23 protein-coding genes are annotated in these 26,060 nt (G+C 75.3%); 10 read left to right on the plus strand and 13 right to left on the minus strand.

Annotated features, from left to right (window positions below):
* Positions 1-120: 120 nt before the first annotated feature.
* From HLA93_RS05075 to HLA93_RS05095, 5 genes are all read right to left on the minus strand, one after another.
* Entirely contained in the window at positions 121-1,644 is a 1,524-nt protein-coding gene (locus HLA93_RS05075) for an ATP-binding cassette domain-containing protein (RefSeq protein ID WP_222193204.1), read from the minus strand.
* A 158-nt stretch (positions 1,645-1,802) separates the two neighbouring features.
* Positions 1,803-3,329 (minus strand): glycoside hydrolase family 13 protein, encoded by a 1,527-nt coding sequence (locus HLA93_RS05080; RefSeq protein ID WP_308127954.1) that lies wholly within the window; start codon positions 3,327-3,329, stop codon positions 1,803-1,805.
* A gap of 119 nt (positions 3,330-3,448) precedes the next feature.
* Positions 3,449-3,847: a globin gene (locus HLA93_RS05085; RefSeq protein WP_222193205.1), complete on the minus strand. Its 399-nt coding sequence runs from the start codon at positions 3,845-3,847 to the stop codon at positions 3,449-3,451.
* Positions 3,844-5,106, minus strand: coding sequence for an MFS transporter (locus HLA93_RS05090; protein ID WP_222193206.1), 1,263 nt, complete (start codon positions 5,104-5,106; stop codon positions 3,844-3,846). The genes HLA93_RS05085 and HLA93_RS05090 overlap by 4 nt, the downstream gene beginning before the upstream one ends.
* 340 nt (positions 5,107-5,446) lie before the next feature.
* The gene (locus HLA93_RS05095; RefSeq protein WP_222193207.1) at positions 5,447-7,525 is read right to left on the minus strand and encodes a prolyl oligopeptidase family serine peptidase; all 2,079 of its coding nucleotides are present in this window, start codon (positions 7,523-7,525) and stop codon (positions 5,447-5,449) included.
* A gap of 134 nt (positions 7,526-7,659) precedes the next feature.
* Here HLA93_RS05095 and HLA93_RS05100 point away from each other — a divergent pair, with 134 nt between their 5' ends.
* Complete coding sequence (locus HLA93_RS05100) at positions 7,660-8,268, plus strand: HNH endonuclease (protein WP_439957949.1); 609 nt, start codon at positions 7,660-7,662, stop codon at positions 8,266-8,268.
* Between the two features lie 2 nt (positions 8,269-8,270).
* Positions 8,271-9,194 (plus strand): SCO6745 family protein, encoded by a 924-nt coding sequence (locus HLA93_RS05105; protein ID WP_222193208.1) that lies wholly within the window; start codon positions 8,271-8,273, stop codon positions 9,192-9,194.
* Here the strand turns inward: HLA93_RS05105 and kynU are convergent.
* The gene (kynU, locus tag HLA93_RS05110) at positions 9,164-10,429 is read right to left on the minus strand and encodes a kynureninase (RefSeq protein WP_222193209.1); all 1,266 of its coding nucleotides are present in this window, start codon (positions 10,427-10,429) and stop codon (positions 9,164-9,166) included. The two genes, HLA93_RS05105 and kynU, sit on opposite strands and share 31 nt — an antisense overlap.
* A 142-nt stretch (positions 10,430-10,571) precedes the next feature.
* On the opposite strand from kynU, the gene HLA93_RS05115 reads away from it, so the two are divergent.
* Genes HLA93_RS05115 through HLA93_RS05125 form a run of 3 tightly spaced genes read left to right on the plus strand, consistent with a single transcriptional unit; the run spans position 10,572 to position 12,939 of the window.
* Entirely contained in the window at positions 10,572-12,002 is a 1,431-nt protein-coding gene (locus HLA93_RS05115) for an amidase (RefSeq protein WP_222193210.1), read from the plus strand.
* Between the two features lie 45 nt (positions 12,003-12,047).
* Entirely contained in the window at positions 12,048-12,386 is a 339-nt protein-coding gene (gene ctaJ, locus HLA93_RS05120) for an aa3-type cytochrome oxidase subunit CtaJ (RefSeq protein WP_222193211.1), read from the plus strand.
* A gap of 7 nt (positions 12,387-12,393) precedes the next feature.
* Positions 12,394-12,939: a DUF5130 family protein gene (locus HLA93_RS05125; protein ID WP_222193212.1), complete on the plus strand. Its 546-nt coding sequence runs from the start codon at positions 12,394-12,396 to the stop codon at positions 12,937-12,939.
* Positions 12,940-13,049: 110 nt separating this feature from the next.
* Here HLA93_RS05125 and pepN read toward each other — a convergent pair whose 3' ends face one another.
* Positions 13,050-15,599, minus strand: coding sequence for an aminopeptidase N (pepN, locus tag HLA93_RS05130; RefSeq protein WP_222193213.1), 2,550 nt, complete (start codon positions 15,597-15,599; stop codon positions 13,050-13,052).
* Between the two features lie 157 nt (positions 15,600-15,756).
* On the opposite strand from pepN, the gene HLA93_RS05135 reads away from it, so the two are divergent.
* Both HLA93_RS05135 and HLA93_RS05140 read left to right on the plus strand, forming a co-directional pair.
* On the plus strand, positions 15,757-16,422 hold the full coding sequence (locus HLA93_RS05135) for a mycothiol-dependent nitroreductase Rv2466c family protein (RefSeq protein WP_222193214.1): 666 nt from the start codon (positions 15,757-15,759) through the stop codon (positions 16,420-16,422).
* Positions 16,423-16,520: 98 nt separating this feature from the next.
* Positions 16,521-17,288, plus strand: coding sequence for an SDR family oxidoreductase (locus HLA93_RS05140; RefSeq protein WP_222193215.1), 768 nt, complete (start codon positions 16,521-16,523; stop codon positions 17,286-17,288).
* Here the strand turns inward: HLA93_RS05140 and HLA93_RS05145 are convergent.
* Both HLA93_RS05145 and HLA93_RS05150 read right to left on the minus strand, forming a co-directional pair.
* Positions 17,285-18,040, minus strand: a complete 756-nt coding sequence (locus HLA93_RS05145; protein ID WP_222193216.1) for an MBL fold metallo-hydrolase — start codon at positions 18,038-18,040, stop codon at positions 17,285-17,287. The two genes, HLA93_RS05140 and HLA93_RS05145, sit on opposite strands and share 4 nt — an antisense overlap.
* Positions 18,037-18,714: a DUF429 domain-containing protein gene (locus HLA93_RS05150; RefSeq protein ID WP_222193217.1), complete on the minus strand. Its 678-nt coding sequence runs from the start codon at positions 18,712-18,714 to the stop codon at positions 18,037-18,039. The genes HLA93_RS05145 and HLA93_RS05150 overlap by 4 nt, the downstream gene beginning before the upstream one ends.
* Before the next feature lie 52 nt (positions 18,715-18,766).
* Between HLA93_RS05150 and HLA93_RS05155 the strand changes: the two genes are divergently transcribed.
* On the plus strand, positions 18,767-19,252 hold the full coding sequence (locus HLA93_RS05155) for a ribose-5-phosphate isomerase (RefSeq protein WP_222193218.1): 486 nt from the start codon (positions 18,767-18,769) through the stop codon (positions 19,250-19,252).
* A 10-nt stretch (positions 19,253-19,262) separates the two neighbouring features.
* Positions 19,263-19,853, plus strand: a complete 591-nt coding sequence (locus HLA93_RS05160; protein ID WP_222193219.1) for a hypothetical protein — start codon at positions 19,263-19,265, stop codon at positions 19,851-19,853.
* Positions 19,854-19,919: 66 nt separating this feature from the next.
* Here the strand turns inward: HLA93_RS05160 and HLA93_RS05165 are convergent, their stop codons facing one another.
* Complete coding sequence (locus HLA93_RS05165) at positions 19,920-21,161, minus strand: GNAT family N-acetyltransferase (RefSeq protein ID WP_222193220.1); 1,242 nt, start codon at positions 21,159-21,161, stop codon at positions 19,920-19,922.
* A gap of 54 nt (positions 21,162-21,215) precedes the next feature.
* Positions 21,216-23,426: an MMPL family transporter gene (locus HLA93_RS05170; RefSeq protein ID WP_308127955.1), complete on the minus strand. Its 2,211-nt coding sequence runs from the start codon at positions 23,424-23,426 to the stop codon at positions 21,216-21,218.
* Between the two features lie 179 nt (positions 23,427-23,605).
* Here HLA93_RS05170 and HLA93_RS05175 point away from each other — a divergent pair, with 179 nt between their 5' ends.
* Complete coding sequence (locus tag HLA93_RS05175) at positions 23,606-23,965, plus strand: MmcQ/YjbR family DNA-binding protein (protein WP_222193221.1); 360 nt, start codon at positions 23,606-23,608, stop codon at positions 23,963-23,965.
* A gap of 9 nt (positions 23,966-23,974) precedes the next feature.
* Here HLA93_RS05175 and HLA93_RS05180 read toward each other — a convergent pair whose 3' ends face one another.
* Both HLA93_RS05180 and HLA93_RS05185 read right to left on the minus strand, forming a co-directional pair.
* Positions 23,975-24,646: a response regulator gene (locus HLA93_RS05180; RefSeq protein WP_222193222.1), complete on the minus strand. Its 672-nt coding sequence runs from the start codon at positions 24,644-24,646 to the stop codon at positions 23,975-23,977.
* Complete coding sequence (locus HLA93_RS05185) at positions 24,643-25,959, minus strand: sensor histidine kinase (protein WP_308127956.1); 1,317 nt, start codon at positions 25,957-25,959, stop codon at positions 24,643-24,645. The genes HLA93_RS05180 and HLA93_RS05185 overlap by 4 nt, the downstream gene beginning before the upstream one ends.
* Positions 25,960-26,060: the final 101 nt, after the last annotated feature.

Below are 26,060 nucleotides of genomic sequence, written 5' to 3' on the forward strand. Positions count from 1 at the left end.
GCGAGCTGGTCAGGCGCGGACCCTGATCCACGGCGGCGCCGCCCCACACCGGGCGGTGCCGCCGTACCGCTGTCCGGGCGCGTAGGGCGCCGATCGGGCGGGGCGCCGTCGATCGTGCGGTCAGGCCGCGGCGGTGGCCTCGGCGATCCGGTCGCGGAAGGCGTCGGCGGCGAGCTCGCCAGGGTCGATCCACCGGGCGACCCGGCCGCCGGACACGATCCCGACGCGGTCGCAGCACTCGGCGAGCTCGTCGGGGTCCACCGACACCACCACGACCGACGTCCCGGAGGCGGTGGCGTCGTCCAGCAGCCGGCGCACCTGGTGGCGGGCGCGCACGTCCAGCCCGCGGGTGGGCTCGTGCAGCACCACGACGTCCTGCGCGGAGGCGGACATCCACCGGGCGAGGGCGATCTTGTGCTGGTCGCCGCCGGAGAGCGCGCCGAACACCGTGCGGATGCTCAGCGTCTTGACGTCCATCTGGTGCACGGTCCGGATGACACCGCGCAGCGTGGCGATCTCCTTGCGCATGTCGGTGAGCGCGCCCCACCGCTCCTGGGTGAGCGTGCGGGCGATCGTCTCGCCGGGGTCGACCCCGGAGGCGTCGTCGTCCGGGCGGTAGGCGGGTACCCGCAGCACGTCGGGGCCCGCCGCCGAGCCCAGCGACCGGGGCTCCCCGTGCAGCAGCAGCTCGTCGGTGATCGCGGGCAGCTCGCCGGACAGGGCGCCGACGATCTCACCCAGCCCGGAGGACCGGTGACCGGTCAGCCCGATCACCTCGCCCCTGCGCAGCAGCAGGTCCACGCCCTCGACCGCGCCGGGCACCCGCAGGTTGCGCACCTGCAGCACCACGCCGTCCGAGTCGACCGGCCGCGGCGCGGGCGCCGTGGCGTCGTCCGGCCGCGGGAGCGTGGTCACCCGCGGCGCGGGCAGCGTCACCGGCTCGCCCACGGTCTCCGCGGCGAGCCGCACCGGGTCGAGTGCGGTGGCCGGGCTGTCCAGGGCGATCCGGCCGTCGCGCAGCACCAGCACGCGGTCGACCGCGGCCAGCATCTCCGGCAGCCGGTGGCTGATGTACAGGACGCCGCGGCCCTGGCGGCTGAGCCGCTCGGTGACGGCGTGCAGGCCCTCGACCTCCACGGGCAGCAGGGCGGCCGAGACCTCGTCGAGCACGACCAGCCGGGTGTCCTCGGCGAGCACGCGGGCGATCTCGACCACCCCGTGCACGAAGTGCGGCAGGTCGCCGATCAGGGTGTCCGGGTCGACGTCCAGCGCGACCTCGGCGAGCAGCACCTGGGCCTGCCGGCGCAGCTCCGCCTGCGGGCGCCCGGCCTGGGGCGTCCCCCGGAACACGGCCTGGGCGACGGTGAGCCCGGGGTCGATCCGGACCAGCTGCTCGACGACCCCGACCCCGAGGTGGCGGGCGTCCTCCGCCGACAGCGGCGCGTAGGGGTGGCCGGCCAACGACATCGCCCCGGAGTCGGCTGCGGTGATCCCGGCCAGGATGTCGCCCAGCGTCGACTTGCCTGCGCCGTTGGCACCCACGAGCCCGACGACCTCGCCCTGCTCGAGGGCGAAGGACACGTCCCGGAGGACGCGCCGGGCACCGAAGGACTTGGTCAGGCCATCGACCTGCAGCAACGCCATGGCGAGCAGGCCTCCCCCGGGAAACGTCCCCGGACGGCGCCGGTGGACGGCGGTTCCAGCGTCTCCCGCGACGCTGTGCAACTACCTGGATGCTACCGGCCACGCGGCAGCGCGCCTCCCGAGACGGCTCGTCGCGGGAGGCGCCCCGACGGCTCCGCTCAGGCGCTCAGCCACACCGCGCCGTCGACCGGGACCTGCCCGTCAACGACCGGCTCGCTGGCCAGCAGCACCTGCCCCTCCGGCAGCGGCACCGGTGCGGGGGAGAGGTTGAGCAGGCACACCAGCCCACCGGGACGCCGGAACGCCAGGCACCCGTCCGGGGCGGGCAGCCACTCCACGCCGTCGCCGCGGAAGGCGGGGCCGCGGCGCAACGCCAGCGCCTCCCGGTACAGCGACAGCATCGACCCGGGGTCGCCGGTCTGGGCAGCCGCGGTCAGCGGACCCCAGCCGGGGGGCATCGGCAGCCAGGTGTCGGCGGTGGTGGAGAAGCCGTACGGCGGCGCGTCACCCGACCACGGCACCGGCACCCGGCAGCCGTCCCGGCCGCGCTCGGTGTGCCCGGACCGCTCCCAGATCGGGTCCTGCAGCACCTCGTCGGGCAGGTCGACGTCGGGCATGCCGAGCTCGTCGCCGTTGTAGACGTAGGCCACGCCGGGCAGCGCCAGTTGCAGCAGTGCCGCGGCGCGCGCCCGCCGGGTGCCCACCTCGCCACCGCCGTACCGGGTGACGTGCCGGGGCCGGTCGTGGTTGGACAGCACCCAGCAGGCCGGCGCCGGGGTGGTGGCGACGGTGGCCAGGGAGTGCACGACGGCGCTGCGCAGCTCCTCGGCGTCCCACTCGGCGGTCAGCAGCCGGAAGTTGAAGGCCAGGTGCAGCTCGTCGGGGCGCAGGTACTGGGCCAGCCGCTCGTCGTCGAAGACCCACACCTCGCCGACCGCCATCCGGTCGGGGTACTGGTCGAGCACCGCGCGCACCCGCTGGTGCAGCGCGTGCACGTGGTCCTGGTCGAACCGCAGGTCGCCCGGGCCGTCGTCGGCGAACAGCCCGGTGTCCTCCGCGGGCACCATGTCCGGCAGCCCGGCGGGCTTGGCCATCCCGTGCGCCACGTCGATCCGGAAACCGTCGACCCCGCGGTCCAGCCAGAAGTGCAGCGTCTCCTCGAGGTCGGCGACCACCTCGGGGTTGGCGTAGTCCAGGTCGGGCTGCTCCGGGGCGAACAGGTGCAGGTACCACTGCCCGTCCGGCACCCGGGTCCAGGCCGGGCCGCCGAACACCGAGGGCCAGTTGTTCGGCGGCTCCGCGCCGTCCGGGCCGGACCCGTCGCGGAAGAAGTACCGGGCCCGGGCCGGCGAACCCGGCGGGGAGGCCAGCGCCTCGGCGAACCACTCGTGGTCGTGCGAGCTGTGGTTGGGGACCAGGTCGATGGTGACCCGCAGACCCAGACCGTGTGCCTCGGCCAGCAGCTCGTCGAAGCCGGCCAGGTCGCCGAACACCGGCTCGACGCCGCGGGGGTCGGCGACGTCGTAGCCGTGGTCGTGCATCGGCGAGGGGTAGAACGGCGTGATCCACAGCGCGTCGACGCCGAGCTCGGCCAGGTACGGCAGGTGCGCGCGGATGCCGGCCAGGTCGCCGACCCCGTCACCGGTGCCGTCGGCGAAGCTGCGGACGTAGACCTGGTAGAACACCGCCTCCCGCCACCAGTCGGCGGTCGAGTCGGGCTGGGTCGTCGGGTGCTGGCTCAGCGGAGGCTCCTCAGGAGGTCATCGCACGTACGGCCCCGCTGCAGCGGAGCGCAGCCGGGACCTCAGCGGTTCTGCATGCTGTGGGCTGCCATCTCCAGGTAACCCCACAACGTCGCGTCCTGCTCGGCGGTGAGCCCGAGGGAGTCGACCGCGGCGCGCATGTGGGTCAGCCAGGCGTCCCGGGCCGCGCCGTCGATGGCGAACGGGGCGTGCCGCATGCGCAGCCGCGGGTGTCCGCGCTCCTCGGAGTAGGTGCGCGGGCCGCCCCAGTACTGCTCCAGGAACATCCGCAGCCGGGTCTCCGCGCCGTCCCAGTCGTCGCCCGGGTACATCGGCCGCAGCACCGGGTCCTCCCGGACGGCGGCGTAGAAGTGCGCGACGAGGCTGCGGAAGGTGGGCTCCCCGCCGATCTCGGCGTAGAAGGTGGCCGCGTCGGGCAGCGGCCGGCTCGTCTCGCTCATGCCTGCGATGTTCCCTCAGCGGAGACCTCCGGGGCCACGTGGCCGTCGTCTCCGCCGTCCGGCCGGGGGCGGGTACGGCGCAGCGTCACCAGAGGGACGACGACGGCGACCAGCCCGATCGCGCCGGACAGGGCCACCACGGTGCTCGGCCGCAGCGCCTCGGCGCCCAGCCCGGCGAGGACGACGCCCAGGCCCTGCACCCCGGCCAGGCCCGCGGCCGCCACCCCGAAGGCCCGCCCTCGGTAGGCGCTGGGCACGGCCTGCACGAACGCCACGTTCAGCGGGATCGAGCACGCCCCGCCGACCCCGGCGACGAAGAAGAGCGCCACGACGGCCACGAACGCGGTCGTGCCGGTGCCCAGCCACCACGGCACCAGGCCGGCCAGCAGCACGCCGCCCAGGGAGAGCGCGACCAGCGGTGCCAGCAGTCGCTCGCGCAGGTGCGGCGGGCAGAACCGGCCCACGACCAGGCCGCCGAGGGCGGTGCCGGCCGGCGCGGCGGCGAGCAGCACGCCGGTGGCGGCGGTCGTCCCCTGCAGCTGCAGGCCCAGCGGGGTGGCGATCCCCTCGGGGGCGTTGACGAACAACGCGGCGACCCACAGCACCCCGACGATCGCCACCAGCCGCGGGGTCGAGGCGATGAAGCGCACGCCGCCGGCGGTGTCCCGCCAGATCGACCGCACCTCCTCCTCGGCGTCCTCGAGGCCCGGCGCCGGGCGTCGCTGCAGGCCCAGGCCCAGCCAGACGGCGGAGACGGCGAAGGTGGCGGCGTTGAGCAGCAGTGCCGCGGCGGGGGAGAACTGCAGCAGCAGGGCACCGCCGAGCAGGAAGCCGATCAGCTGGGCGACCTGGGCGGTGACGCCGGTGAGCGAGGTGGCCACGGCGTAGCGGTCGCCCTCCAGCACGTCGGCCATCAGCGCCGAGCGGGCCGCCTCGAACGGTGGTGAGCACAGCGAGACCAGCAGCAGCAGGGCCAGCAGCACCGGCAGCGGCATGCCCGGCGCGGCCATCGTCGCGACCAGGACGGCGCGGGCCACGTCGCTGCTGATCAGCACCCGGTGCCGTGGGAGCCGGTCGGCCAGTGCGGCCAGCACCGGACCGCCGAGCACCCACGGCAGGTAGCTGATCGCGAAGGTGACCGCGGACAGCAGCGCCGAGTCGGTGCGCTGGTAGACGAGCACGGTCAGCGCGACGCGGGCCAGCTCGTCGCCGATCGTGGACAGCAGGTAGGAGCCGAACAGGGGACGGAACTCGCGCACCGCGAAGACCTGGCCGAAGGTGGCCGGCCGGCTGCCGGGGGTGCCGGTCCCGCGCCGGCGGCTCAGCGTCGACCTGCGTCCGAGCCGGCGGCGACCGACCCCGCAGTGACCGCCTGTGCGCGCTTCATGACGCAGGAGTGTGGCAGGTGGAACTGATCCGGTCGATGACCCCTCGCGAGGACCCACGCACGGTCCGGGAGCGTTCCGGAACCGGAGAGTTCCCAGCTGAGGTGCTCGTCCGGCTGGATCCGCCGGACGGCCGGCCCCCCCGGGTGGGTGGCCCCGGCGTCGCACCCCGATCGCCCCGCGGGCGGCCGTGGCGAGCGTGCGGCCGGAGGCCTCACTCGGGGACGGGCGTCATCCCGGTGTAGGCGGCCAGGAAGGCCAGCTGGTCGGCGGCGAGCCCGACCGTGCGGCTGACCGCCCGGGCGCCGTGCCCCACCGACAGCTCCCGGCGGAGCACGATCGGGGCGTCGGCGGTGGTCGCGTGCTGCAGCGCCGCGGCCAGCTTGCGGGCGTGCAGCGGGTCGACCCGGGTGTCGGACTCGAAGGTCGTGAACAGCACCGCGGGGTAGTCGGTGCCCTCGACCACCCGGTGGTAGGGCGAGTAGCCGAGCAGCCAGCCCAGCTCCACCGGGTCGGCCGCGGTGCCGTACTCGTCGTTCCAGGTGCGGCCCAGCCCGAACAGCTCGTAGCGGACCATGTCCAGCAGCGGGGCGCTGCAGACCACGGCGGCGATCAGGTCGGGGTGCTGGGTGGTCATCGCGCCCACCAGCAGGCCGCCGTTGGAGCCACCCATGACCGCCAGCTGGGCCGGCGTCGTCCAGCCCTCGGCGATGAGGTGCTCCGCGGCCGCGGCGAAGTCGTCGAACACGTTCTGCTTGCGCTCCCGCATCCCGGCCCGGTGCCACTCCTCGCCGTGCTCGGAGCCGCCACGCAGGTTGGCCACCACCCACACGCCGCCGGCCGCCACCCAGGACAGCGCCTGGGCGCTGTAGGCGGGGGTGAGGGAGACGTTGAAGCCGCCGTACCCGTAGAGCACCGTCGGCCGGGGGCTGTCGGGCAGGCCGGAGGGGGAGAGCACGAACAGGTGCACCGGCGTCCCGTCCGCCGAGGTCGCGTGCGCCTCGGTCACCTGCACCGCGGGCACCTCGCCGGCGACCGGCGCCTGCTCGTGCGTGGTCAGCGTGGTGGGGGCGGCGGCGTCCCAGCGCAGCACCGACGGTGGCGTCGAGTGGTCGGTGAACCCGACCCAGGCCGTGGTGCCGCCCTCCGGCGGGGCGCTCACCCCGGTCACGCTGCCCGGGCGCAGGTCGCTGACGTCGGCCAGCCGGCCGCTGCCGTCCCCGGCCCACACCGACAGCCGGTCGGTGGCGTCCACCGCGTGCACCGCGAGCACCCGCAGGTCGCCGTCCGGACCGTCGACCAGGGCCACGTCGGAGAGCACCCCGTCGTCGGCCTGGGGGACGATCTCCCGCCAGGCCGAGGGGGCCCAGCTGGCCGGTTCCGTCGGGTCGGCCACCACCAGGCGGCTGCGCGGGGCGTCCCGGTCGGTGTGCAGCCACAGCCGCCCGTCGCGGGCCACCCAGGCCGAGGTCTGGGCGTCCACGCCCACCTGCAGCTCGCGCAGCACGCCGTCACCGGCCAGGTCGGCCAGCCAGACGTCGTCCCGCGGGGCGGTGCCGACCGAGGCCGAGACGACCAGCCACCGGCCGTCGGCGCTGGTGCGGGCACTGAAGTAGGTCGACGGGTCGCTCCCCTCGCCGTGCACCAGGACGTCGGTGTCGGGGTCGCTGCCCACCCGGTGTCGCCACACCCGGCGGTGGAACTGCTCCTCACCCGCTGGCACCAGCTCCGGTGCGAGCCGGCGCACGTAGAACAGTTCCTGCCCGCCGGGCAGCCAGCCGACGGGGGAGTAGCGGCACCGGTCGATCGGCCCCTCGAGCACCTGGCCGGTGGCCACGTCGAGCACGAACAGCTGCGACTCCTCGTCGCCGCCGACCGAGAGCTGGTACGCCAGCCGGTCGCCCTCCCACGAGGGCTGCCAGGCGTCCAGCGTCGTGGTGCCGGCCGGGTCCAGCGCGGTCGGGTCGACCAGCACGCGGACGCTGCCGTCGGGCTCGACGACCCGCAGCACCGCGTGCTCCTGGCCCGGGTCGCGGCGGGTCGAGAAGGTCCGGCCGCGCCGCCACACCGGGACGCCGACCGCGCCGGCGTGCACCAGCTGGGCCAGCCGGTCGGCGAACAGGGGCCGGGCCGGCAGCCCGGCGAGCAGCTCGGCGGCCAGCTCGTCCTGGGCGGCGGCCCACGCGGTGGTGCGCGGGTCGTCGGGGTCCTCCAGCCAGCGGTAGGGGTCGGCGACCGGGTGACCGTGCAGGTCCTCGACCAGGTCCAGGCGGGGGGCATCGGGGTAGCGCACGGGCCGACCGTAGTGGCGGGTCCCGATGTACCGCTCGGCTCACTCGATGGCCGACACCGCCGTTCCCAGGGCAGGATGAGGGTGTCCGTGGGCTGTCGAAGCCGTCGGTGGCCACGGGCACTCGGAGGTGTCCCGTGTCGATCACCGCTCTGGGGTCGTCCGCGCCGGGGTCGACCGGTGCGCGGCGCGGCCCTGTCCCCGGTCCGCCCGCGCCCGCCCCGGCGTCGTCCACCACCGCCGCCACCTTGTTGCTCAACGCCACCTACGAGCCGTTGTGCGTGGTCTCCAGCCGCCGCGCGATCGTGCTGGTGCTGGCGGCGAAGGCCGAGGCCGTCGACGTCACCGACGACGAGGTGCACGCCGAGCGGGTGACGGTCGCCGTCCCGGTCGTGGTGCGGCTGACCCGCTACGTGCGGGTGCCCTACCCGGTGCAGGTTCCGCTGTCCCGCCGGGCGGTGTTCACCCGCGACGGGTCGACCTGCGTCTACTGCGGCGGCTCGGCCACGAGCATCGACCACGTGGTGCCGCGCAGCCGAGGCGGCACGCACACCTGGGACAACGTGGTCGCGGCCTGCCGACGGTGCAACCACACCAAGGCCGACCGGTCGCTGGCGGAGATGGGCTGGTCGCTGCCGCACCCGCCGGGGGCGCCCAGCGGGGCGGCCTGGCGGCTGCTCGGTCACCGCACGGTCGACCCGCGCTGGCACGAGTGGCTGGGCATGCCTGACTCCGTGAGCGCCTGACGGTGCGCCCTCCTGCCCAGGAGAGCTCGGCTGCCCGGCGCCTCTGGGTGCTCGGCGAGCCGTTCCACGCGCTGACCTACTTCGCACAGGAGGCGCGCACCGCGTTCGCCGACGCCGGCCTGACCGGCTTCTGGGCCGGGTACTTCGCCGGGCGGGCCGCGCCGCTCGGGCCGGTGGGCGCCGAGGTGGTCACGGCCGCCTTCGGCTCGTTCGCGCCGGCCTTCGTGGCCCGGCGGGTCCCGGGCGTGTGGGCGACGGTCTCGCCCGCCGACGCCCTCACCGCCCGGCTGGCCGGCGTGGACGCCGCGGTCCACCGGGTGGTCCCGGGGTTCGCCGGGTCGGCCGCAGCCCGGGAGGCCGCCGACCTGGCCCGGCGGGCGGCGGAGGCGGCCGACGTCCTGGGCCGCGTCCTCGCGGCGGCCAACGCCGGGTCGTCCTGGCCGGCCGAACCGCACCTGGTGCTGTGGCAGGCGCTGACCACGCTCCGCGAGCACCGGGGCGACGGCCACCTGACCGCTCTGCTGCAGCGGGACCTGCTCGGCCTGCCGGCGCTGGTGCTGTCCGCCGCGGCCGGGACGACGGACGCCGAGTGGCTGCAGCAGGCCCGCGGCTGGTCACCGGACCAGTGGGCGGCGTGCGCCGAGCGGCTGACGGCGGACGGCTTGCTCGCCGGCGGGCAGCTCACCGCCCTGGGGGTCGCGCTGCGCGCGGAGGTCGAGGCCGACACCGACCGGCTCGCGGAGGGCCCGTGGGCGGCGCTCGGCACCAGCGGCTGTGAACGGCTGGCCGAGTTGCTGGTCCCGGTCCGCGAGGCGGTCGTGGCTGCCGGGGACTGGCCGGTGCGCAACCCGATCGGCGTCCCCGACCCCGGGGTGAACGAGGACGACGTCGTCCTTCAGGTCACCCGGGCGCGCTCGACCGGGTAGCTCTCGTACGACCGGTCCGACAGCACGGTCCGCAGTCGGTCCATCGCGTCCCAGACGTCGACGAACCGGGTGTAGAGCGGTGCCGGGCCCAGTCGCAGCCGGTCGGGCGTGCGGAAGTCGGGGACGACGCCACGGGCGATCAGCGCCTGGGTCAGCTGCCACGCCGCCGGGTGGGCCAGGCTCACGTGGGCGCCGCGGCGGGCGGCGTCCCGGGGGCTGGCGACGGTGACGCCGTGCTCGGCCAGCCAGGCGTCGGCCAGCTCGACCACCAGGCCGGTGAGCGCCTGCGCCTTGGCGGCGATCCGCTCGATCCCGGCCTCCGCGGTCAGCCGCACGCCGACCTCGACCGCGGCCATGGCCAGCACCGGGGGGGTCCCGACGGCGAACCGGTCGACGCCCTCGGCCGGCTCGTAGGCCGGACCCATGGCGAACTGGTCGCGCTGGCCGAACCACCCCCAAATCGGCTGGCGCAGCTGCTCCTGCAGTTCCCGGCGCACGTACAGGAACGCCGGTGCGCCCGGACCGCCGTTGAGGTGCTTGTAGGTGCAGCCGACGGCGAGGTCGGCGCCGGCCGCGGTCAGCTCCGCCGGGACGGCGCCGGCCCCGTGGCTGAGGTCCCACACGACCAGCGCGCCTGCCTCCCGTGCCAGCCGGGTCACCTCGGCGACGTCGACCAGGGCGCCCGACCGGTAGGCCACCTGGGACAGGACGACGACGGCCACCCGCTCGTCCAGCGCGGCGGAGAGCACCGCCGGGTCCAGCCCCTCGTCGATGTGCGCCTCGACCTCGCGGACGGTCAGCCCGCGGGAGTCGGCCACCCCCGCCACGATGTAGCGGTCGGTCGGGAAGTCGTCGGCACAGCAGACCAGCACGTCCCGGCCGGGCCGGGCGTCGACGGCGGCGACGAGCAGCTTGTAGAGGTCGACGCTGGTGGTGTCGCTGATCAGCACCTCACCCGGCCGGGCCCCCAGGACGCCATCGGCCAGCACGTCGCCGATCCGCCGGGACTGCTCCACCCAGTCCCGCCAGGAGCCGACCAGCCCGGCGCCCCACTCCTGCTCGACGACCCGGGCGACGGCGGCCGGGGTCTCCCGGGGCAGCCGGCCCAGCGAGTTGCCGTCCAGGTAGAGCAGCCGGTCGGGCCCGTCGTCGTCCGTGCCGGTGAAGCGGGTACGGAAGTCGGCCAGCGGGTCGGCGTCGTCGAGGGCGGCGGCCGCATCGCGGGAGAGGTCCACGGGGAGATCCTGCCTCGTGGGCGGTTATCACCTCGGGTCGAGCGTGCGCACCCCGGGACGGTGACACCGCTGCCTCGAGGTGATCACCACAGCGGCTGGTGCTCTGCTGCCTGGGAGGCAGCAGAGCACTAGCGTCCGGCGGGTGACCTCTCCGACCGGCACGCAGCTGCACGACCTGACCGCGCTGGAGCAGGCGGCCGCGGTCCGGGCCAGGGAGGTGAGCCCCACTGAGCTGGTCGAGCACTCCCTCGCCCGGATCGAGGCGCTGGACGCCGCCGTCGGCGCCTTCCTCACCGTGACCCCCGACCGCGCCCGGGCGCAGGCCGCGGCCGCCGACCGGGCGGTGCTCGACGGGGCCGAGCTGCCCCCGCTGCACGGCGTGCCCACCGCGATCAAGGACCTGGCGAACACCGCCGGGGTGCGCACCACCTTCGGGTCGACCGTGCTGGCCGACTTCGTCCCGGCCGTGGACGACGCCGTGGTCACCGCCCTCGCCGCGGCCGGCACGATCAGCCTGGGCAAGACGAACACCCCCGAGTTCGGCTTCCCCTGCTACACCGACAACCAGCTGGCCGGCCCGGCCCGCTGCCCCTGGGACACCACACTGCTGGCCGGTGGTTCCAGCGGCGGGGCGGCGGCCGCGGTCGCCGCCGGGCTGCTGCCCTTCGCACACGGCTCGGACGGCGGCGGCTCGATCCGCATCCCGGCCGGCATCAACGGGCTGTTCGGGATCAAGCCCAGCCGGGGCCGGGTGAGCAACGCGCCGCTGGGCAGCGAGACGACCGGCCTGGGCGTGCAGGGCCCGCTGGCCCGGACGGTGCGGGACGCCGCGGCGATGCTGGACGCGATGGCCGGTCCGGTCGTGGGCGACCCGTACTGGGCGCCGCCCCTTCCGGCCGGGGAGACGTTCCTCGGTCACGCCGACCGGGCACCGGGCCGGCTGCGGATCGGCCGCTACCTGGACTCCGGCATGCCCGGCGCCGACCTGGACCCGGAGGTGCGGGCCGCCTTCGAGGACGCCTCCCGCCTGCTGTCCGACCTCGGCCACGAGGTCGAGGACCTGCCGGCCTCCCCGCTGACCCCGGAGGTCTTCCCCGCCTTCGAGGTGGTCTGGGCGCTGTCGGCGACGACCCTGCCGGTCCCGGCCGGGCGGCTGCACGAGCTGCGCCCGCTCACCCGGTTCCTCCGCGACCGGGGCCTGGCGCTGTCGGCCCAGGACGCGATGGAGGCGATGTTCCGGCTGCGGGTCTTCTCCCGGCGCTTCGTCCAGGCGACCAGTCACCTCGACGTGCTGCTCGCCCCGGTCTGCACCATGCCGCCCCGGCCGGTGGGCTGGTTCGGGGACGACGGGGCGGAGGACTTCGAGCGGCAGAAGCGCTACGCCGCGTTCCCGGCCGTCTACAACGTCACCGGCCAGCCGGCGGTCAGCGTGCCGCTGTGGTGGACGGCGGGCGGCCTGCCGGTCGGCACGATGCTGGTGGGCCGGCCGGCCGACGAGGCGACGCTGATCGCGCTGTCGGCCCAGCTGGAGGAGGCCCGGCCCTGGGCGCACCGACACCCCGCGCTGTGGTGACCGTCCTGCCGGGCCAGTGACCGGGGCTCCCGGTAGATTGCGGCCATGCCCGTGATCGAGACCGTGCTCATCTACGGCGTCATCCCGCTGGTGGTGGTCCTGCTGTTCGCGGTGGCGACGTTGATCCCCGGCCGCGGCAAGGACCGGACGCAGTACCGCCCCGGCCAGCCGTGGCAGCACGCAGCCGTCTGGTACGAGCCGCACCCCGACGTCCCCGGCGTGGTCGGTGGCCACGACGACGACCACGGGGCCACCGGGCACGCCGCTCCGGGGCTCGGCGCCACCGCCTCGGCGCTGGCGATCGGCCAGCAGCCGCACGGCGCCGACCACGGCCACGAGGCCGTTCGGCGGACCGCCGCCGGCGGCGCCCGCGGGACCTGGTGACCGGACGATGAGCACCTCCGCCGCCCAGCACCCGCCTTCCTCCGGAGACACGCCCCCGATGACCCAGCAGCTCAGCCGGCAGCCGGCCGCCGACCAGCACGGACCCAGCGCGACGCGGGAGACCGGCAACAGCTCGGTCATGGAGCCCGGTGCCGGGCCGTTCAGCTACCGGGACCTCGCCCGGCTCGACGAGGCGCTGACCATGTCCGCCCGGGAGACCGGGCTGCGGTTCACCCTCTACCTGGGCGAGCTGGGCACCGACACCCGGGCGACCGCCGAGGACCTGCACAGTCGGTCCGGTGGTGACACCGCCAACAGCGTGCTGGTCGCCCTGTCGCCCGGTCAGCGGGTGCTGGAGATCGTCACCGGGGCGGCCGCCGCCCGCCGGCTGCCCGACCGGGCCTGCGCGCTCGCCGTCCTGTCGATGACGAGTCGGCTCGGGTCCGGCGACCTCGTCGGCGCGATCATCAACGGCCTGCGGCAGATGTCCGACGCCGCCGGCCACCCGAGCCGCCTGGGCGACCAGGCACCCCGGGGCGCCTCCGGTCGCTGAGGCCGCGATCGACGAGGCCCCGTCCCCGAGCAGGGGACGGGGCCTCGTCGCGTTCTCGGCCCTGCCCCACCGTCGACCCGCGGGTCGGCGGTGGGGCAGGGGCGCCGTGCTCAGCCGGCGGCGGCGTCCCGGCGGCGGGCCCACAGCGCTCGGGCCACGCCGTCCCGGCCCTCGCTCACCAGCCGTCGCAGCGGCGCTGGGGCGGACTCGTCGGCCAGCCAGGCATCGGCCGCGGCGAGGGTCCCGTCGGCGATGACCTTCGGGAACAGGTACTCGACGGCGTTCTTGGCGATCTCGCCCGGACGCCGGTCCCACAGCCCGCGGATGTCGGCGAAGTACCGGTCCACGTAGGGGGCGGTGAGCTCCTGCTGGGCCGGGTGCCAGAAGCCGGCGACCATCGCCTCGTGCACGGCGTTCGGGATCGATTCGTCGGTGAACGCCCGGTCCCACGTCTCCGCCTTCGACTCGGCGGTGGGCCGCAGCGCCCGGGCCGTGGCGGCCCGGCGTGCGCCGGTGGCGGTCGCGTCCCGTTCGGCCTCAGCGTCGATCTCGGCGTCGCCGGCGGCGCCCACGGCCACCAGGCCCTGCAGGAACGCCCAGCGCGCGTCGGCGTCGACGGCGAGGCCCTCGACGGTCACCGTGCCGTCGAGCAGGCCACGCAGCGCAGCCACGTGCTCGTCGGTGCGGGCGGCGGCGGCGAGGGTCCGCGACCACTGCAGCTGCGCGTCGCTGCCAGGCTCCGCGCTGCGCAGGGCCGCCAGCGCCTTGTCACCCAGCAGCGCCCAGCCGGTCGGTGCCCACGCCGGGTCGGCGTAGGACGCCAGGGCGGTCTGCACCCGCGCCAGCAGGGACTGGACGACGCTGATCTCGGTCTCGGCGTCGACGCCGGCCAGCACCAGCTGCACCCAGTCGCGGGCCGCCAGCTCACCGTCCCGGGTCATGTCCCAGGCCGCCGACCAGCACAGCGCCCGCGGCAGCGAGTCCGGGATGGCCCCGATCTGGCTGCGCAGGGTGGCCAGCGACCGCTCGTCGAGCCGCAGCTTGGCGTAGGTGAGGTCGTCGTCGTTGACCAGCACCAGCTCGGCCGCCGGGTGGCCGACCAGCTCGGCGACCTCGGTGCGGGCCCCGTCGACGTCCAGCTCCACCCGGTGCGACCGGGTCAGCCCGTCGGGGCCGGTGCTGTAGAGGCCGACGGCCAGCCGGTGCCGACGCAGCACCGGGTGCGCCGCGACCGCCGTCTGCTCGATGGCGAACGAGGCGTACCGGCCGGAGTCGTCCAACTCGTAGACCGGGCGCAGGGTGTTGACCTGGCTGGTCTGCAGCCACTGGGCCGACCAGTCCGACAGGTCCCGGCCCGACGCCTCCGACAGCTCGCTGAGCAGGTCGTCCAGCGTGGTGTTGCCGTACTCGTGCTTGCGGAAGTAGCGGCGGACGCCGGCGAGGAAGTCCTCCTGCCCCACGTAGGCCACCAGCTGCTTGAGCACCGAGGCGCCCTTGGCGTAGGTGATCCCGTCGAAGTTCACCTCGACCGCGGCGACGTCGACCATGTCGGCGGCGATCGGGTGGGTGGAGGGCAGCTGGTCCTGGGCGTAGGCCCAGCTCTTCTCGGTGTTGGCGAACGTCGTCCAGGCGGTCGTGTACTCGGTGGCCTCGGCCTGGCAGAGCGTGGAGATGTAGGTGGCGAAGGACTCGTTGAGCCACAGGTCGTCCCACCAGCGCATGGTCACCAGATCGCCGAACCACATGTGCGCCAGCTCGTGCAGGATCGTCTCCGCGCGCCGCTCGTAGCGGGCCCGGCTGGTCTTGGACCGGAAGACGTAGTCCTCCAGGAAGGTCACGCAGCCGGCGTTCTCCATCGCCCCGGCGTTGAACTCCGGGACGAAGAGCTGGTCGTACTTGTCGAACGGGTACGGGTAGTCGAAGACCCGGTGGTAGAAGTCGAAGCCGGCCTTGGTGACCGCGAAGATCTCGTCGGGGTCGAGGTGCTGGGCCAGCGACGCCCGGCAGTAGATGCCCAGCGGGATGCCGTCGTGCAGGTCGGTGACCCGGGCGTAGGGGCCGGCCACGAGCGCCACCAAGTAGGTGGAGATCCGCTTGGTGGGGGTGAAGTGCACCAGCTGCGACCCGGCCTCCCCGGCCTCGATGGTGCGGTCGCCGGTGTTGCTCACCACCTGCCAGTCGAACGGCGCGGTGACGTGCACGGTGAAGGTGGCCTTGAGGTCGGGCTGGTCGAAGCAGGCGAACATCCGCTTGGCCTCGGCCGGCTCGAAGTGCGTGTAGAGGTAGACCTGCTCGTCCTCGGGGTCGACGAAGCGGTGCAGGCCCTCCCCGGTGCGGGAGTAGCGGCAGTCGGCGTCGACGACGAGCTCGTTGGACTCGGCGAGACCCGGCAGGGCGAGGCCGCCCTCCTCGGTGTAGCCGCTGACGTCCAGCTCCACCCCGTTGAGCGTGGCCGACCGGACCCGATCGGCGACCAGGTCGACGAAGGTGTCGGCGCCGGGGGTGCGGGCCTGGAACTGGATGGTGGTGACCGAGCGGAACGTCTCCTCGCCGGGATGGCCCTGGCCGTCGGTCACGTCCAGGAAGAGGTCGTAGCTGGAGACAGCCAGGAGGGCGGCGCGCGCCGCGGCGTCGTCACGAGTCAGATTGGGAACTGCCACGCCCCGGAGCCTCCCATGCGGGGCCGACGGTCTCTCCTGGTGTGGTCGCGGCGAGCTCCGGGAACAGGGCGGGTGCGGCTTGCCTTGCAGGCCCCAGACGACCGGTCGCCGCTCGTCCGAGCGCCCGGAAGCACCGACGACAGACCGAGGAGCACCCATGACCGAGGCAGTGCAGAGCGCCCCCGTGAAGGCCCGTGTCGACTTCTGGTTCGACCCGCTGTGCCCGTGGGCCTGGCTGACCAGCCGCTGGGTGCTCGAGGCGGCGAAGGTCCGTGACATCGACCTGCACTGGCACGTGATGTCGCTGTCGGTGCTCAACCGCGGGCGCGACCTGTCGCCGGAGTACCAGGACATGATGGCCAAGGCGATCGGCCCGGTGCGGGTCGCGGTCGCCGCCGCGCAGCAGCACGGCGACGGTGTGCTGGGTGACCTCTACACCGCCATGGGCACGCTGCGGCACCACGACGGGCTGGAGATCGAGGACGTCATCGCCCCGGCGCTCGAGCGCGTGGGCCTGCCGGCCGAGCTGGCCCAGGCAGCGTCCTCGACGGAGTACGACGAGGCCCTGGAGAAGAGCCACCACGAGGGCATGGACCCGGTCGGCGACGACGTCGGCACCCCGGTCATGCACATCGACGGGGTCGCGTTCTTCGGTCCGGTGATCAGCAAGGTGCCCACCGGCGAGGACGCCGGCAAGGCCTTCGACGGCGCCGTCCTGCTGGCCAACCTGCCCGACTTCTGGGAGCTCAAGCGCACCCGCACCACCGGCCCGGACATGTCCTCGGTGCCGGCCGACGCCCTGGAGCTCACCGGCACCCGCTGACCCCTGGGCGGTGTTGGCCGACGTGGCCGTCGGGCGGTGGGTGACCGCCGGTCGGCACGGCCATGTCGGCCAACATGGCCGTGCGGCATCCTGAGTCGATGCCGCACCCCGTCCGCCAGCGGATCTTCATCACCGGCGCCAGCGCCGGCCTCGGCCAGGGCATGGCCCGCGAGTTCGCCGCCCGGGGCCGTGACCTGGTGCTGGTGGCCCGCCGGCTGGAGCGCCTGGCCGAGCTCCGGGACGAGCTGCAGAGCCGGCACCCGGGCATCCGCGTCGTGATCGGCGAGCTGGACGTCGACGACCCCGAGGCCGTCGCGGCGACCGTGCCCGAGCTGGCCGGGGAACTGGGCGGCGTCGACCGGTTCATCGCCAACGCCGGCATCGGCAAGGGCGTGCCGGTCGGCACCGGCGGCGCCCGGCCCAACCGGCAGGTGCTCGTCACCAACGTGCTCGGCACCCACGCCTGCTGCGAGGCGGCCGTGCAGCTGTTCCGCGCCCAGGGGAGCGGGCACCTCGTGGTCATCTCCTCGGTCGCCGGGGTGCGGGGGATGGGCGGCACCCGGACGGCGTACGCCACCTCCAAGGCCGCCGACGCCGTGCTCGCCGAGGGGATCCGCGCCGACCTGCTGGGCGACCGCCGCACCCGCGGCATCCGGGTCAGCACCATCCACCCCGGCTTCATCGAGACCGACATCAACGTCGGCCGCCGTGGCCCGTTCACCGTCGACCTGCAGACCGGTGTGACCGCGCTGACGGCGGCGATCGAGCGGGAGCCAGTGCGCGCCTACGTGCCCGAGTGGCCGTGGCGGCCGATCGCCGGGCTGCTTCGCGTCCTCCCTCTCCCGGTGGTCCGCAAGCTCGCCTAGAGGCGGGCTCGGGCGATCTCGCGGGTCCGGTCGTCGAACGGCGGGTCGGCCCCGGGGGCGGTGAGCCAGTGGGCCAGCCGGGCCAGCTCGTCGCGCTGGGCGGCCACGAAGGCCGCGTCCACCACGGCGCCGTGCCCGGGGACGACGGGCCCGCGCACCAGCTCGAGCAGCGCCGTGACCGTCTGCCCCCACTCCAGCGGGTAGGCGTCCTCCATCGCCGGGGGCGAACCCTCCTCGACCAGGTCACCGGCGAACAGGACGTCGTCCACGGCCACCACCAGGTCCGCGCCGGTGTGGCCGCGGCCCAGGTGGCGCAGCGTCACTGCCCGGCCACCGACGTCGAGCACGGCGACGTCGTCCACCAGGTGGTCGGGCGGGTCGATCGGTGCGGTGGCGACCAGCTCGGCCGCGGGGTCGCCGTCCTCCCGCAGGCCGGCGACCACCGAAGCGCGCTGCTGCTCACCGGTCGCCTCCAGCTCCTCGGCGCACCGGCGGTGGCCCCAGACGTCGGCCGGGCGGAACGCCGCGTTGCCGAAGCAGTGGTCGAAGTGGGCATGGGTGTTCACCACCGTCCAGGGGTGCGGGGTGACCGCCCGGACCGCCTCGGCCAGCGCCCGCCCCTCGCCCAGGTGCGAGCGGGTGTCGACCACCAGGCAGCCACCGTCGCCGACGACCAAGCCGCAGTTCAGGTCCAGCTCGCGGTGTCGGCGCACGAACACCCGGTCGCCGACCTCGCGCCACCCGGCGGTCACCAGCTGATCCGCATCGGCCGGCCGCGGGAGTCCGTCGTCCCGTCGCCCACGCACTCGGCGGTGCCCTCCGCCAGGCGCCGGGCCGACCAGGCGGCGGCGCAGGCGTCGAGCGCGTCGACCACCGGGACGCCGGCCGGTGCCCCGGCGAGCGCCTCCTCGACGTCCATCACCGCGCGCAGGGCCCGCAGCCGCTGCACGGTGCCGCGGGCGGTGCCCTTCCGGTCGGTGACCCCGCCGATGCCCAGCCGGAACGCCAGCTCGGGGTGCACCTCGACCACCCGGTCGGTCGGCGGGTCACCGAGGACGTCGTCCAGGGCGCGGATCGAGCGCACCAGCATGAAGGCCTGGGCCGACGGTGCGCGCGGTGGGACGGTGGCCGCCCGCGAGATCGCGCGGGCCTCGGCGTAGTCGTCCGTGGTCAGCACCGCCCGCACCGGCGCGGGGAAGACCGAGCTGGCCGCACCGCTGGGCCGCAGCAGCCCCGCCGCCGCCACGTCGCAGGCCCGGACGCCGTCCTCGGACAGCCCGATCGGCATGTCGACGGCCACGACGTCGACGTCGGGGACGGCGAGCAGCTCCGCCGCGGCGTCGAGCACCCGCAGCTGGACCGTGCGGCCCTCCAGCAGCGCGGTGACCCACCTGCCGCGCCACCCGTCGACCCCCAGCACCGCCACACGGCCAGCCTGCCAGCAACCGGCGGGATCGAGTCGGTGAGAAGATCGCCCCATGCGCGTCTTCCTCGGTACCGACCACGCCGGTCTCGAACTGAAGTCCCACCTGATGCAGGTGCTCGCCGACGAGGGCTTCGAGCCCGTCGACTGCGGCGCCTTCGACTACGACCCCCAGGACGACTACCCGCCGTTCTGCTTCGAGGTGGGCGAGCGGGTGGTGACCGAGCCGGGCAGTCTGGGCATCGTCATCGGCGGCTCCGGCAACGGCGAGCAGATCGCGGCGAACAAGGTGCCCGGCGTGCGCGCCGCGCTGATCTGGAACGAGAGCACCGCGAAGCTGGCCCGTCAGCACAACGACGCCAACGTCGCCGCGGTGGGCAACCGGCAGCACAGCGTCGAGGAGGCCACCGCGCTGGTCCTGACCTACCTGCGCGAGCCGTTCAGCGGCGAGGAGCGGCACGCCCGTCGCATCGCCCTGCTCGCCGACTACGAGCGCGACCGGCACCGCCCGGCCGGCGGGCTGCCCACCCGCACCCCGTGACGAGCGCCCGGTGACCGGGGACGACCTGCGCGTCGCTGGCCTCGCCGTCCAGGAGCTGCTGGCCCGGGTGCCCGACGGCGCCGCGGCGGTGCCGACCCTGGGCACCGACGTCATCGGCGTCGCCACGCACATCACCTCGTGCCTGACCTGGTACGCCAGCGACCTGGTGGCCGGCACCGACGAGGCCACGGCCTTCGACCTGGTGCGCCGGCCGGACGCCGAGCTGGCCGACGTCCTCACCCAGCTGCGTGCCGCCACCGAGGTGCTGGCGCGGGTGGTCGACGCCGCCGGCCCGGACGAGCGGGGCTTCCACGACTGGGGGCTGGCCGACGCCTCGGGCTTCGCCGGGATGGGCTGCGCCGAGCTGCTGCTGCACGCCGGGGACGTGGCCACCGACCGCGGGCTGGACTGGACCCCGCCGTCCCGGGTCGGCGACGCCGTCCGAGCCCGGCTGTTCCCGTGGGCCCCGGCAGAGGCCGACCCGTGGACGGCGCTGCTGTGGGCCACCGGCCGGGGTGAGCTGCCCGGCCGCGAGCCGGTCACCTCCTGGCGCTGGCACTGCGCCCCGCTGTCGGAGTGGGACGGCACCCAGCCCACCTGACGTGCTGGAACGGCCCCGCTGCAGGCTCCCGCCGAGCCTACGAGTGGTGGGGGCAGCTGGGTCCGCCTAGAACTGGTCGGGGCACCACGGCGCGACCGGCCAGCCGAAGGCCGTCGACGCCTGGGTGACCGCGCCGGGGCTGATCTCGGTCACCCGGCCGGCCGCCTGCAACGCGGCCAGCGAGACGCCGCCCAGGTAGGCCGCCGCCAGTGCCTCCACGTCCAGGACCAGGTCCGGGTCGCGGTCGGTACGGTCACTGTAAGCACCGGCCGGGTGGCCCCAGACGTGCCAGCGCCCGTCGTTCCAGGGACAGAACCGATCGCGCACCTCGAACACCATGTCCAGCGGGGCCGGGTACCGACGGGCCGAGAGCGCGGCACCCACGTCGACCAGCCGGACCCAGAGCGCGTCGACCGGGCGGGCGTGCCAGGCCCGCCCGTCGACCAGCAGGTGCGCCAGCGGGTCCTCGGCGGGGCCGTGCGGGTACTCGATCGTGCGCATCAGGTCGTGCCCGAGCAGGTAGCGCCACAGGGCGGCGTAGCCGGCCGGGGTGCTGGCCCGGACCTCCTCCACGGTCAGCGTGCCCTCGGGCTCGCTCGACTCGGTCCAGGACGCCCGCGGCCGGTAGGTCGCGTACCCGGTGACCCGGCCGTCGGCCTCGGTGTGCAGCGCCAGCTGGCGCGGCGGACCACCCGCGGCGAGCTCAGGGGACTCCTGCAGCCGCCGCTCCCACCACCGCTCGTCGCGGGCCATGTTGCCCGGCACGGACCGGCGCACCTGCTCGTGCAACGCAGCGGCCGCCGGGCGGAACTCCTCGACGTCGACCAGCCGCACGGTGCCGGTGCCGCAGTCGACGTCCGGCCGCAGCCGCAGCCGCTCGGTCTGCCCGGTCCAGCCACCCCGCCAGGCGACCGGGGCGTAACCGAACCGGCCGTAGATCGGCCACTCCGCGGCCCACAGGGCAGCGACCGGCTCCCGCCCCGCCTCGTGCACCTCGGTGAGCTGCCGTCGCATGATCTCCGTCAGCACCCCGCGGCGCCGGTGGGTGGGGGAGACGGTGACCCAGGTGACGCCGGCGGTGGGCACCACGGCGCCGGGCACGGACATCTCCAGGCTGTAGATCCCGGAGGTGGCGGCCACCCGCTCGCCGTCGAAGAGGGCCAGCGAGCGGTCCAGCTCGGCGACCGGCGACGGGGAGTCCATGTACGGGCCGGTGTGGTCGTGGCCGAAGGTGGTGCGCATGGCGCGCACGAACCGCGGCCACTCCTCGGCGGTGATCGGGCGGAGCTGGTCAGCGAGATCGGTCACGGGTGGTGTCTACCGGGCAGGGGTGACGATCCGCCAACCAGTTCCACGGGCCGGTCAGTGCGCCGCGGCCGGCAGCCAGCGCAGCCACCGCGGCAGCCACCAGGTCCGCTCGCCCAGCGCGGCCATGGTGGCCGGCAGCAGCACCCCGCGCACCAGCGTGGCGTCGACCAGGACGGCGACCGCCAGGCCGACCCCCAGCTGCTTGAACTCCAGCATCGACAGCGTCGCGAAGATGCTGAACACCGCCACCATCACCACCGCGGCGCTGGTCACCACGCCGGCGGACCGGGACACCCCGGTGGTGACCGCCAGCGGCAGCGGGATGCCCGCCTGCGCCGCCTCCCGGACCCGGGAGACCACGAACACGTGGTAGTCCATCGACAGCCCGAAGAGGACGACGAACAGGAACAGCGGGATCCAGGAGACGATCGACCCGGTCGAGGTGAAGCCGAGCAGGGCCTCGGCCCAGGTGGACTGGAACACCAGCACCAGCACGCCGTAGGCGGCGCCCACCGACAGCAGGGTGAGCACGGCGGCGATCAGCGCCACCATCAGCGACCGGAAGGCCACGGTGAGCACGACGACGGTGAGCGCCAGCACGAAACCGATGACGATCGGCAGCCGCTGCGACATGGTCGCGCCGAAGTCGACGTCGCCGGCGGTGGCCCCGGTGACCGCGGTGCTCGCGCCGGGCACCGAACCCAGGGTGGCCGGCACGACGTCCTGCCGCAGCTCGGCCAGCGCCGCCTTCGCCTCGGCGCTGCCGGCCGCACCGGTGCCGGCGACGGACAACCGGGCGACGGTGCCGTCCGGGCTCAGCTCGACCTCGCCGGCGGCCGAGGGGTCCGGCAGCCGGTCGACCAGGTCGGCGGCGGCGTCCCGAACGGCGGCAGCGCCCAGCCGGCCGCCGTCGGCGCGCCACACGACCACCTGGTCGGTGCTGCCCTCCTGGGGGTAGGCCGCCGCGATCGCGTCGTGGGCGCGCACCACCTCGCTGTCCCGGGAGAGTGCGTCGATGCCGGGGTTGGCGGTCTGCATGCCCAGGGCCGGTGCGGCCATCGCGAGCAGCACGCCGGTGCCCACGACCAGCGAGACACCCGGGCGGGCCACCACCCGGCGGACGACGGCGGTCCACACCCGGCTGTCGTCCGAGCGGCCCACCAGCCGGCCCAGCAGCGGGACCCGCGGCCGCTCGATGCCCCGCCCGAGCAGGGCGAGCGTCGCCGGCAGCACGGTGAGGGAGCCGACCACCGACACCAGCACGACCAGGATCGTGCCGGTGGCGAAGGAGGTGAACACCGGGCTGCCGGCCAGGTACATGCCCGCCATCGCGACGGCGACGGCGATGCCGGAGGTCAGCACCGCCCGCCCGGAGGTGGCCGCGGCCAGCTCCACGGAGAGCGCGGTGGGCGCGCCGTGCCGCCGCTCCTCCCGGGCCCGGCGCACGTAGAACAGCGCGTAGTCCACGCCCACGGCCATGCCGATCAGCAGCACGACGCTGGAGGTGCTGGCGTCGACCGGGGTCAGCTGGGACACCAGCGCGACCAGGCCGAGCGCGCCGCCCACGGCGGTGAGACCGAGCAGCAGGGGCACGCCCGCGGCGAACAGCGCGCCGAAGGCCACCAGCAGGACGACGAGGGTCACCGGGAGGCTGAGCAGCTCGGCGCGCAGGAAGTCCTCCTCCAGCTGCTCGCCCACCACCGCGTCCAGCGAGCTGCCACCGGACTGCACGACCCGCAGGTCCGGGTGGTCGGCCTGCACGCCGGCCACGGCGTCGAGCACCGGCAGGACGGCCGCCTCGGCGGCGTCGTCGGCGGCTGAGCCGGTCAGGTCGCCGACGTCGAGGGTGACCGGGACCAGCAGCGCCGTCCCGTCGGCCGAGGGCACCGGCGCACCGACGTCCGCCACGCCGTCCAGCCCGCGCACCGCGGCCGCGACGTCGGCCGCGGCGGCCTCGCCCTGCGAGCCCAGCGCCGCGCCGTCCCGGCTCTGCACCAGCACCTGCTCCACCGGTGGGTCGGGGAACCCGGCCCGGTCCAGGACGACGTCGGCGCGGCCGGACTCGCCGCTGCCGCTCTGCGCCCCGGTCAGCGTCTTCGTGCCGGTCGCACCGCCGATGACCACGGCCAGCGCGACGGCCAGCACCCAGAGGCCGACCACGGTCCAGCGGTGGGTGGCGCTCCACCGGGCCACCCGGACGGCCAGCCCGTCCCGTGCGGGAGGTGGCGCAGTGTCGGGCAGGGCGGTCATCACGGGCACGCTCACGGTGGAGGCCTTCCGGCTCGGGAGCCGCGGTCGCGGCGTCACTGCGCCGAGCCTCTCGGGCCGAGGTGATCATGTCGTTGCCGCTGGCCCCCCGATCGAGGTCGGGCTGGCCCGACCCGCGGTTCGCCGGTCGGCTCGACGGGGCGCGTCCTGTCGGTGGCCGGTGGCACCCTGCCGCCATGGCAGCCACCGCCGACGACGTCCGGGCGATCGCCCTGGCCCTGCCCGAGGCCACCGAGCGCCCGGCCTGGGACATGGCGTGCCTGCGGGTGCGCGACGAGGTGTTCGCCTCGATGCCGCCGGCGGAGGAGTGGGTGGCCATCCGGCTGGCGCCCGGCGAGAACGCCGAGCTGACCGCCGAGCGCCCCGAGGTCTTCTCGGTGCCGCACCACTACCGGAGCAGCAGCATGGTCGTCGTCCAGCTCGCGGCGATCGAACGAGGGGAGCTGGCCGAGCTGCTCACCGAGGCGTGGCGGCTGCGCGCACCGGCCCGGTTGCGTGCGACCTTCGACGCGGATGGCGTCCCGCCGCCGGGATGAGCCCGGCGATCAGCTGCGCAGATAGGCCAGGGTCGCCATCACCCGGCGGTGCTGGTCATCGTCCTGCGTCAGGCCGAGCTTGGCGAAGATGTGCTGGGTGTGCTTCTCCACCGCGCCCTGGGTGACCACCAGCCGGCGGGCGATCGCGGCGTTGGAGTGCCCCTCGGCGATCAGCCCCAGCACCTCGCGCTCCCGCGGCGACAGCGACTGCACCGGGTCGTCGCGCCGGCGGCGGGCGAACAGCTGGGAGACCACCTGCGGGTCGAGGACGGTGCCGCCGGAGACGACGTCGTCCAGCGCGGTGAGGAACTGCTCGACCTGGGCGACCCGGTCCTTGAGCAGGTAGCCGACCCCGCCCGCGCCGTCGGCGAGCAGCTCGTCGGCGTAGGCGACCTCGACGTACTGGCTGAGCACCAGCACCGCCGTCGACGGGACGAGCCGGCGGGCCTCCACAGCGGCTCGCAGCCCCTCGTCGGTGTGCGTCGGCGGCATCCGGACGTCGACGACGGCGACGTCGGGCCGGTGCTCGACGACGGCGCGCACCAGGCTCGGCCCGTCGGCGACGGCGGCGACGACCTCGGCGCCGGCCTCCCCGAGCAGCCGGACCAGACCCTCGCGCAGCAGCACCGAGTCCTCGGCCAGGACGACGCGGCGGGGGGTGGTCGTGGGGCGGGTGGTCATGGACACGGGAGGTCTCCGATCAGCCGGGTGGGTCCGCCGCGGGGGCTGTCGACGGCGAGGACGCCGTCCACCGCGCGCAGCCGGTCGGCCAGCCCGGCCAGCCCGTGACCGGGCGCGAGGACGGCCCCACCGCGGCCGTCGTCCTCGACCTCGACGCGCAGCCGGCCGGCCTGGCAGGACACGGTCACCCGGGCGACGGTGGCCTCGCTGTGCTTGGCGGCGTTGGCCAGCGCCTCGCTGACCAGGAAGTAAGCGGAGTTCTCCACGGCCGGGGCGAGCCGCTGCCCGGGCTCGAGGTCGACGGCGAGCTCGACCGGTACGGGGGAGCGGGCGGCGACGGCGACGAGCGCCGCGGCCAGCCCGCGGTCGGCGAGCACCGGTGGGGCGATGCCCCGGGACAGTGCCCGGAGCTCCTCCAGCGTCTCCCGGGTCTGCTCCGCCGCCTCCCGCAGGGTGGTCCGGGCACCGGCGGGGTCGCGCTCCAGCATCCGCTCGGCCCGGTGCAGGTCCATGCTCAGCCGCACCAGGCGCTGCTGGGGGCCGTCGTGGATGTCCCGCTCGAGCCGGCGCAGCGCCACCGCCTCGGCGGCGACCGCCGCGTCCCGGCCCTCGGCCAGCCGGCCGATCTCCGCCTGCGCCTCGCCCCGCCAGGTCAGCAGGCCGCGGCCCAACTGGGCCTGGGCCAGCGCAGCGCCCCGGACGACGGCCGGCAGGGTGAGCGCGAAGAGCACGCCGATCGCCGTGTAGAGCAGCACCCGGTTCGTGCCGGTGTCGGCCATCCCGAGGACCTCGGGGAGCGTGTGGTTCTCCGGCTCCTCGGCCCCGCCGTAGGGGATCGCCCAGTCCCAGGCGACCGACGACAGCCCGGCCAGGCTGATCGACCACCACACGACCGCGACGACGAACGCGGGGACGGCCACGGTCATGTGCAGCAGCGCGTGCAGCACGTCCAGCCAGCACTGGGCGTCCCGTAGCGGCGTGACCAGCCGACGGAGCGCGGACGCCCCCGGAGCGGCGATGCGGTAGCCCGGCGTCGGCACGGCCCGCCGCAGCACCGCCGGCAGCCGGCTGCGCTCCAGAGAGGCGAACCCGCGGGCGGTGTACAGCGTGCCGACCAGCAGCGGCACGCCCACCCAGATCACCACCAGGCCCACACCGACCGCCAGCCCGGTGACCACGAGCACGAAGGCCAGGAGCGAGAGCGGGAAGCCCAGCAGCACGTAGCCGGTGTCGACGCCGAGCTGCCGCAACCAGCCGCGACGGGGGAGCCGGCCGAGGTCCCCGGCCGGGAGCACGGCGGTGTCGGTGATCACGCCGACCAGCCTGGCCGGCCTCCGGGCACGCGCCGAGCCCGCAGGCTGGCCGCTGTGCCTTCGGGCTGGCCCGACCTGTCCGTGTCCATGTCGGCGGCGAT

The organism is Modestobacter italicus (assembly GCF_019799965.1).
Classification (GTDB): Bacteria; Actinomycetota; Actinomycetes; order Mycobacteriales; family Geodermatophilaceae; genus Modestobacter; species Modestobacter italicus_A.

Bases quoted from the DNA above. Each gene is read 5' to 3' on its own strand.
- HLA93_RS05155 (WP_222193218.1), top strand. From the start codon at position 18,767: ATGCGCGTCTTCCTCGGTACCGACCACGCCGGTCTCGAACTGAAGTCC.
- HLA93_RS05135 (WP_222193214.1), top strand. From the start codon at position 15,757: ATGACCGAGGCAGTGCAGAGCGCCCCCGTGAAGGCCCGTGTCGACTTC.
- HLA93_RS05085 (WP_222193205.1), bottom strand. From the start codon at position 3,847: ATGAGCGAGACGAGCCGGCCGCTGCCCGACGCGGCCACCTTCTACGCC.
- HLA93_RS05140 (WP_222193215.1), top strand. From the start codon at position 16,521: ATGCCGCACCCCGTCCGCCAGCGGATCTTCATCACCGGCGCCAGCGCC.
- HLA93_RS05075 (WP_222193204.1), bottom strand. From the start codon at position 1,644: ATGGCGTTGCTGCAGGTCGATGGCCTGACCAAGTCCTTCGGTGCCCGG.
- HLA93_RS05180 (WP_222193222.1), bottom strand. From the start codon at position 24,646: ATGACCACCCGCCCCACGACCACCCCCCGCCGCGTCGTCCTGGCCGAG.
- HLA93_RS05125 (WP_222193212.1), top strand. From the start codon at position 12,394: ATGAGCACCTCCGCCGCCCAGCACCCGCCTTCCTCCGGAGACACGCCC.
- HLA93_RS05175 (WP_222193221.1), top strand. From the start codon at position 23,606: ATGGCAGCCACCGCCGACGACGTCCGGGCGATCGCCCTGGCCCTGCCC.
- ctaJ (WP_222193211.1), top strand. From the start codon at position 12,048: ATGCCCGTGATCGAGACCGTGCTCATCTACGGCGTCATCCCGCTGGTG.